This window comes from Henriciella sp., assembly GCF_049649345.1.
Taxonomy (GTDB): domain Bacteria; phylum Pseudomonadota; class Alphaproteobacteria; order Caulobacterales; family Hyphomonadaceae; genus Henriciella.
Genome location: NZ_JBARZC010000167.1, coordinates 1 through 7019, shown reverse-complemented (window position 1 = coordinate 7019; position 7019 = coordinate 1). Strand labels below are relative to the sequence as shown.

The 7019-nt window shown below is 60.1% G+C and carries 8 protein-coding genes; 5 read left to right on the top strand and 3 right to left on the bottom strand.

Going from position 1 to position 7019, the window contains the following annotated elements:
• Window positions 1–621 (top strand): NAD-binding protein (locus tag WA989_RS04140; protein ID WP_424339249.1); only part of this gene is annotated, 621 nt, incomplete at its 5' end.
• Between the two features lie 4 nt (window positions 622–625).
• Here the strand turns inward: WA989_RS04140 and WA989_RS04135 are convergent.
• Complete coding sequence (locus tag WA989_RS04135; RefSeq protein ID WP_424339248.1) at window positions 626–1321, bottom strand: M48 family metallopeptidase; 696 nt, start codon at window positions 1319–1321, stop codon at window positions 626–628.
• A gap of 92 nt (window positions 1322–1413) precedes the next feature.
• On the opposite strand from WA989_RS04135, the gene WA989_RS04130 reads away from it, so the two are divergent.
• A complete protein-coding gene (locus tag WA989_RS04130) occupies window positions 1414–3000 on the top strand; it encodes a hypothetical protein (RefSeq protein ID WP_424339247.1) in 1587 nt (528 codons plus the stop codon).
• A gap of 88 nt (window positions 3001–3088) precedes the next feature.
• On the top strand, window positions 3089–3916 hold the full coding sequence (locus WA989_RS04125) for a TIGR00282 family metallophosphoesterase (RefSeq protein ID WP_424339246.1): 828 nt from the start codon (window positions 3089–3091) through the stop codon (window positions 3914–3916).
• Here the strand turns inward: WA989_RS04125 and WA989_RS04120 are convergent.
• Complete coding sequence (locus tag WA989_RS04120; RefSeq protein ID WP_424339245.1) at window positions 3913–4743, bottom strand: EAL domain-containing protein; 831 nt, start codon at window positions 4741–4743, stop codon at window positions 3913–3915. The two genes, WA989_RS04125 and WA989_RS04120, sit on opposite strands and share 4 nt — an antisense overlap.
• A 160-nt stretch (window positions 4744–4903) precedes the next feature.
• On the opposite strand from WA989_RS04120, the gene WA989_RS04115 reads away from it, so the two are divergent.
• Together WA989_RS04115 and msrA are read left to right on the top strand one after the other, a co-directional pair.
• Complete coding sequence (locus WA989_RS04115; RefSeq protein WP_424339244.1) at window positions 4904–5656, top strand: YebC/PmpR family DNA-binding transcriptional regulator; 753 nt, start codon at window positions 4904–4906, stop codon at window positions 5654–5656.
• Window positions 5657–5788: 132 nt separating this feature from the next.
• Window positions 5789–6448 carry a peptide-methionine (S)-S-oxide reductase MsrA gene (msrA, locus tag WA989_RS04110; protein ID WP_424339243.1) on the top strand — a complete coding sequence of 220 codons (660 nt, stop codon included), beginning with the start codon at window positions 5789–5791 and terminating at the stop codon, window positions 6446–6448.
• A 21-nt stretch (window positions 6449–6469) separates the two neighbouring features.
• Here the strand turns inward: msrA and WA989_RS04105 are convergent.
• A partial coding sequence (locus WA989_RS04105; protein WP_424339242.1) for an AGE family epimerase/isomerase occupies window positions 6470–7019 on the bottom strand: 550 nt, incomplete at its 5' end.

Below are 7019 nucleotides of genomic sequence, written 5' to 3'. Positions count from 1 at the left end.
AGCGTGGAATTTGCCAAGGCGCTCAAGGCCAGCAAGATCGACGTCATCATGGCTGACAGCAATTATCGCCGGCTAAGACCGGCACGCGAGGTGGGGCTCGACACGTTTATCGGCGAAGTCCTGTCCGAAGATGCCGAGATCAAGCTCGACCATTCGCGTTTTGCCACCGTGGTGGCGCTGTCGACGAACGATTCCCACAATGCGCTCGTCTGCAACCAGTTTGCCCCCGAAGTGGGCCGCCATCGCGTCTATCAGCTATCGCTGTCGGAAGGCGACGATGTGGACGACAAATCTGTGGGCTCGTCTGCCCGCGGGCGCACGCTGATCCGGCGCGGGCGCACCTATGACGGCCTGGTGCGCGACCAGTATCGCGGCTGGACCTTCTCGCGCACGCGCCTCACGGACAAATACACGCTCGAACAATTCCTCGCCGAGCGCCCCAAAGGCGATCTTGTCGCCGAAATCCGCCCGGACGGAACGCTCGTCCTGCTTGGTCCGAGCCGCGAAGCGCGTGGCGGCGAAGGCGCGACGATCATCAGTTTTGCGCCCGAACAGCAGCCGGTGAAGAAGGAAGAGCCTGAAAAGGCCGGCACTGATACCCCCGAAACGACGACCGCCTGACCGGCTAGATTCTAACGGCGTGAAGTTTCGATCCGTGGCGTTTGAGCCAGCTGCGTTCCCGTTTCCAGGCTGGCCGGCAGCGCTCGACATGCGCCCAGAAGCGCGAACTGTGGTTCATTTCAAGCAGGTGCGCACATTCATGCGCGGCGACATATTCCAGCACCTCGCGCGGCGCCATGATAAGCCGCCAGGAGAAAGCCAGCCGCCCATCGGACGTGCACGAGCCCCAGCGCGAGCGGGTATCCTTCACCGTAACGCGGCGCACATCGACCCCAAGCTCGCCGCAATAAGCCTCGACAGCGGCTGTAAGCTCCTGCTTGGCGAGCGTCTTCAGGAACCGCTCCGCCCTGCGGCCCACCGTGTCGGAATCGCCCGGCAGAGACAGGACCAGCGGATCGCCCTCGATCAGACTGGCGCGCCGCCCTTCCCCCTCCAGCGAGATGACGCAGTCGCGGCCAAACAGCTGGAACCGGTCCCCCGGCGCCAGCCTGATCTGGTCCGGTAACAGCGCCAGACGGCTCTCGATCCAGCCTATGCGCTCGCTTGCAAACCGGGCCGCGTCCTTGACCAGCCGCTTGCTCGGCGCAACCGCGACAACTTCATGTTTTTGTTCATCAAGCCTTAAAATGAGGCGTTTAGCGCGTGGGTTGATCTCGATCCGGACGGGAATGGCCCGTCCGGTTGCGGAAGTAAGTGTCAAAGTCTGGCCTTTATCGACAGTCATGATATTGCTCGGAGCTAACGGCGCGTTCGAATCGATCTCAAGGATCTAGTTTAGGGGAACCTATCATTATGAAATACCTACTTTCTGGCGTAGCAGCCATTGCAGTGCTCAGCGGCTGCGGAAATGACGGCGGCGATGCAGCAGACCGGCCGCTTAGCGAAGTCTCTGTGCGTGCCGGCGATCCTGCCGAAGCCAATGACGCCCTGGCAGCCATGTCGCTGACCAATTCCGGCGACGGCGTCGTCGTGTACGGCAACAAGTCGGTGGATGGCGCCAAGGCGACTTTCAGCGATGTCACCATTGCCGGCGACGAAGCAGACGGCCTGAGCGCCGCTTCGCTCGTCTTTGACGGGCTCGACATGGTCGACGGCAAGGCGTCCTTCTCGAAAATGACCCTGTCCGACATCTCGATCGACGACGAAGAGATGGACAATGGCTCTGTGACGGTCGGCGCGATTGAAGTGCTCAACCCGACCCCGGAGCTCGCCGCCTGGCTGGCCGCGCATCTTGGCGCAGCTGACGCCGAGGCGCCCTTCCCGAGCGCCGAACAGATCGGTTTCGACGCCTGGACGATCAGCGATATCGCTGCGGCCTTCGACGATGAAGACGCAACCGGCACCTTCAGCATCAACTCATTCGAAGTCCGTGACCTGAAGGACCAGAAGGCGGCCCGCGCCGTGCTGAAAGACCTCAAGTTCGATGTCATGGACGAAGACAGCGGTACGCCTGTGAAGATGTCGCTGGCCTCGCTCAACATGTCGGGCCTCGATCTCGGTTTCCTCGAAGCCGTCCAGCAGAACCTCGGCAATGAAGAGCAGCTGGCGCAGGCCGTGATGGAGAAGGTCTACGAAAAACCGATGGACCCTGGCTATGACAGGATCGCCATGGACAATTTCTCGGTTGAGGCCGCCGGCGCGAGCTTCAAGATGCCATCGCTCGACTCCTCTGTGGAACGCAATGCGGCCGGCCAGCCGGTCAAATTCGTCACCGAGCCATTTTCGATGACGCTTGATGCCGATCCAGATGGCGGCGAAGCCGGCGCTGGCCTCGCACAGGGGCTCAGCATGATCGGCTATGAGTCGATCGAAATGAAGGGCGCAGGCACATCGACCTACGATCCTGAAAACGACGTCATCACCTTTGCCGCCAAGGACAATTATTTCGAGCTGGTCGACGGCGCGAAATTCAATTTCGGCGGCAAGCTGGCCGGGTATGCGGCGTACAATAAGGAAGTCATGACGGCTTTCGATTTCGAGGACATGGCAGAGGGCGCTGAGCCCGATCCGATGGCCTTCCAGGAAGCGATGAACGAGCTCGAATTCTACAATTTCGAACTCTCCGTCGAAGATGACAGCCTGGTTGACCGTATCTTCAACGCCGTCGCCGCCCAGTCGGGCGAAGACCCTGAGCAGATGCGCGCGCAAGCCGCCATGATGATGGGTATGGCCCCGATGATGGCCCAGGGCAGCGGCATCGACATGGACATCGTGACTGAGCTGGCAACAGCTGTATCCGGCTTTATTACCGAGCCGGGCACGCTGACGGTCAAGCTCAATCCGAACGAGCCACTGTCGGCCGAAACGCTTTCAACCATGGAAGACCCGAGCCTGCTGACCAAAGAGTATCTCGGCTTCTCGGCGACGCACAAAAACTAGTCGTCACATCAACTGAAATATCGAGGCGCGCCGGAAACTGCCCGGCGCGCCTTTTCTTTTGCCTGTTGCGGGCGCATATCCTCAGCCCATGAAACTTGCCTATTTCGGAGATGTCGTCGGCAAACCGGGCCGCACCGCGGTGATGGACTATCTGCCCGGCCTGCGCCGTGACCTTGAGCTCGACTTCGTGATTGTGAACGCGGAGAACGCGGCTGGCGGCTTCGGGCTGACAGAATCCATTGCCAATGACTTCTTCAATGCCGGCGCAGATTGCCTGACCCTCGGCGATCATGCCTGGGACCAGCGCGAGGCGTTGACCTATATCGAGCGCGAACCACGCCTTCTTCGCCCGATCAACTATCCGGCGGCGGCGAAGGCTCCGGGCAAGGGAGCGCACGTCTTCGTCCTGTCAGATGGCAGACGCGTGGGTGTCGTGCAGTTGCAGGGTAATGTCTTCATGCGTCAGCAGCTGGAAAATGCCTTCCACCACGCCGACCATGCCCTGGATTCGATGCCGCTCGGCATGGCGGTAGACGCGCTCATTGTCGACATGCATTGCGAGGCAACCAGCGAAAAGATGGCCATGGGCCATTATTGCGACGGCCGCGCCAGCCTCGTCGTCGGCAGCCATACCCATGTACCGACCGCCGACCTGATGATCCTCGAAAACGGCCCCGCCTATCAGACAGATGCCGGCATGGGCGGTGACTATGACAGCGTCATCGGCATGAAGAAGGAAAATTCGATCAACCGCTTTGCGACGCAGTTGCCAGGCGAGCGCTACGCGCCGGCACTCGGTGAAGGCACCCTGTGCGGGGTCTATGTCGAGACCGATGACAAGACGGGGCTTGCGACAAGGATCGAACCGCTACGCATGGGCGGCAAGCTTGCAGCCGCTGTGCCTGCGAAGACCTAGGCGCTTTTCTGCTGCGGCAGCTTGGTCGCAGGCATGGCGACTTTCTTGGCCTCGGTCGCCTCGCCCATATGCGTCGCCTTGCCGAACAGCCAGCCCTGGATCAGAGACCCGGCGCATTCTCGCGCCCAGTGAAGCTCACGCGGTGTCTCAACCCCTTCAAACAGGAGGTGGGCGCGCATCTCGTGCAGCTTCAGGATGATCGAATGGGCAAACTGGCGGGTATCCTCGCCTTCCATCATGCGGCGGAACCAGCCCGCATCAACCTTGATGATATCCGGCTGAAGCTCGATGACGCGCATCAGATCAGAACTGCCGACGCCGAAATCGTCAATCGCGATCTTGAAGCCGACCGATTTCAGCTTGTCGACGATCTCCGACAGCGCGGCCTTGTCGCCGCCATCTTCCTCGGTGATCTCGAACACGACATTTGACGGCTTGAGCCCCTTCTCGGCAACCAGTTCGGCATAGCGGTCGAGGCCGTGGATCATCTGCGAGGTGTAGTTACAGGAATTGGGATTGAGGTTCACAAACAGGCTCGTATTGCCGAGTTGCCAGGCGGCTGTGTTGGCAATGTGCAGGAGCAGACACGCCCAGTCGGCGACAAAGCGGTCGCGCGACGACAGCCGGGAAAAGAAATCCATCGGCTCGATCGACTTGCCGCGAAACAGCGGCCGCGCGAGCGCTTCGACCCCGTACAGCATGCCGGCATTATTGTTGATCGCGTAGATCGGCTGGAAGGCGGATCTGATCTCGAACGCGCCGAAATCAAACGCCTGATGGCCACCATCGAGCTCGAAAATCCGGTCTATCAGTCTTGCGAGGTTCATGGCGCACTCCAGCTGCCTAAAGTCTTAAGATCTAGGCAAGCTGTCTTAATATCTTCCTTGCGAAATCTGTAAGTCTGCATCGATATCTTTCAAATCTGGCGCAGCTCGGCTAGATCGGCGGACACAGACCGCTTCAGCGGCAAAGAAAAATGAGGTCGACATGGCTGGACATTCGAAATGGGCCAACATCCAGCACCGCAAGGGTGCGCAGGACAAGAAACGCGCCGCCCTGTTTGCGCGCCTGTCCAAGGAAATCACCATCGCATCGAAACTCGGCGGACCTGACCCGGACGCCAATCCGCGTCTGCGCCTGGCAATGAATAATGCGCGCGGCCAGTCGATGCCGAAGGACAATATCAAGCGCGCCGTCGACAAGGGTCAGGGCGGGGCCGGCGAGGAATATTTCGAAATCCGCTATGAAGGCTTTGGCCCGGGCGGTGTCGGCATCATCGTCGAGGCCTCGACCGACAACAAGAACCGCGCGGCAAGCGAGATCCGCTCTGCATTCTCCAAGAATGGCGGCAACCTTGGCGAGACAGGCTCTGTCTCCTTCGGCTTCGACCAGGTCGGCGAGATCGAACTGCCGCCAGAGGCCGGCGGCGAGATGGACATCATGGAAGCGGCCATCGAGGCCGGCGCGACGGACGTGCAGTCCGACCAGGACGGCCACTGGATCTATACAGAGCGTGAAGACCTGATGGACGTCGCCAGCGCGCTCGAAGGAAAATTCGGCGAGGTCGAGGCCAAATCGACCAAGCTTATCTGGAAACCGCAGAACAATGTCCCGGTCGAGGGCGACCAGGCCGACACGCTTATGAAGCTGCTCGATGTGCTCGATGAACTCGACGATGTTCAGAACGTCTATGACAATTCCGAGCTGTCCGAAGCAGAAGTCGAGCGCCTTTCAAGCTGACAAATAACCCCAAATCATGGTTAATAGGCGTTGAGGCTGGAAACACCTTTTCGTGAGATATGCAATTGAGCCCTCCAAACCTGGGTGCTGATCGCCATATCGCCGTTACACAAGACAAAAATCGGCACGACCATGAAACGTTCGCAAACCACCACAATCGCAGCCCTCGCCGGAGCCGCTGCCATCGCAACAGGATTCCTGTGGAGCGCCGTCGCAGACCAGAGCGGCGAGCCGGAAGCCAGCACGTCAAAACTGTCGACTGCGATTTTTGCAGGCGGCTGTTTCTGGTGTGTCGAAGCCGATTTCGACAAGGTCGACGGCGTTGTTTCAACGGTGTCAGGCTATACCGGCGGCACGGTCGAAGAACCGACCTATAAAAAGGTCACCTATGGCGATACGGGCCACTATGAGGCCGTGAAAATCAGCTATGATCCGACCCGTGTGTCCTATGAAGAGCTGGTCGACCATTTCTTCCGCACCATCGACCCGACCGATCCGCGCGGCCAGTTCTGCGACAAGGGCGAGAGCTATCGTACAGCCGTCTTTGTCAGCGACGCCGAAGAGCGGGACGTTGTGGAAACTGAAATCAATGAGATTGAAGAGTCGGGCGTTCTCCCCGGACCGGTCGTCACGAAGGTGATAGACGCCAGCGACTTCTGGCCGGCCGAGGATTATCATCAGGACTATTATCGCACCACGCCGATAAAATACCGCTTCTACCGCCGGGGCTGCGGGCGCGACGCCAAGCTCGAAAAACTCTGGGGCAACGAAGCGATTACCGCAAACTACTAGCCGGTTTCTGTCAGTGCGGCCTCAGCGCAAGCCATCTGCGAGAGACGCGGATACGGGAATGAGGGGCGTCACCGTGGCCTGGAAGGCGTGATAGAGATCCTCTCGCGTCGGATAGACCACGCCACTTGGGTGCCCCTCGGCATCGACTTCAGGGCGCCAGCCGCCGGCCTCGTGGTCGATCAGCCGATCGGCGATAAAGTCCCACGCTTTCCGATAAATATCCTCGAACCAGACCTGCCCCGTGCGGCGATGCAGCATGAGAGCCGTATTCGCGAGTTCTGCCTGCACCCACCAGGCGCGATTGGGGACAGAGATCTCTCCGTCAAACCTCACAGTATAGACCATTCCCGGCTCGCCATCTGGCGCCCAGCCCAGCTCGATCGCCTTGTCGAACAGGGCGACCGCATCAGGCAGCAGCCAGTCGGGCACCGGGCGGCCAGTTTTCTTGCAGGCCGCTTCGATCTTCAGAAGGAGCCCGCCCCATTCGGCGTGATGGCCCGGGGTCAGGCCGCAGGGGCGCTTGTCGTCGGCAGGCTGGTCCGCACCATAATCGGGCAGCATGTCCCATTCG

What these genes read in the sequence shown, in the direction of transcription:
- WA989_RS04130 (WP_424339247.1), top strand. Translation starts at nt 1,414, where the DNA reads ATGAAATACCTACTTTCTGGCGTAGCAGCCATTGCAGTGCTCAGCGGC.
- WA989_RS04125 (WP_424339246.1), top strand. Translation starts at nt 3,089, where the DNA reads ATGAAACTTGCCTATTTCGGAGATGTCGTCGGCAAACCGGGCCGCACC.
- WA989_RS04120 (WP_424339245.1), bottom strand. Translation starts at nt 4,743, where the DNA reads ATGAACCTCGCAAGACTGATAGACCGGATTTTCGAGCTCGATGGTGGC.
- WA989_RS04115 (WP_424339244.1), top strand. Translation starts at nt 4,904, where the DNA reads ATGGCTGGACATTCGAAATGGGCCAACATCCAGCACCGCAAGGGTGCG.
- msrA (WP_424339243.1), top strand. Translation starts at nt 5,789, where the DNA reads ATGAAACGTTCGCAAACCACCACAATCGCAGCCCTCGCCGGAGCCGCT.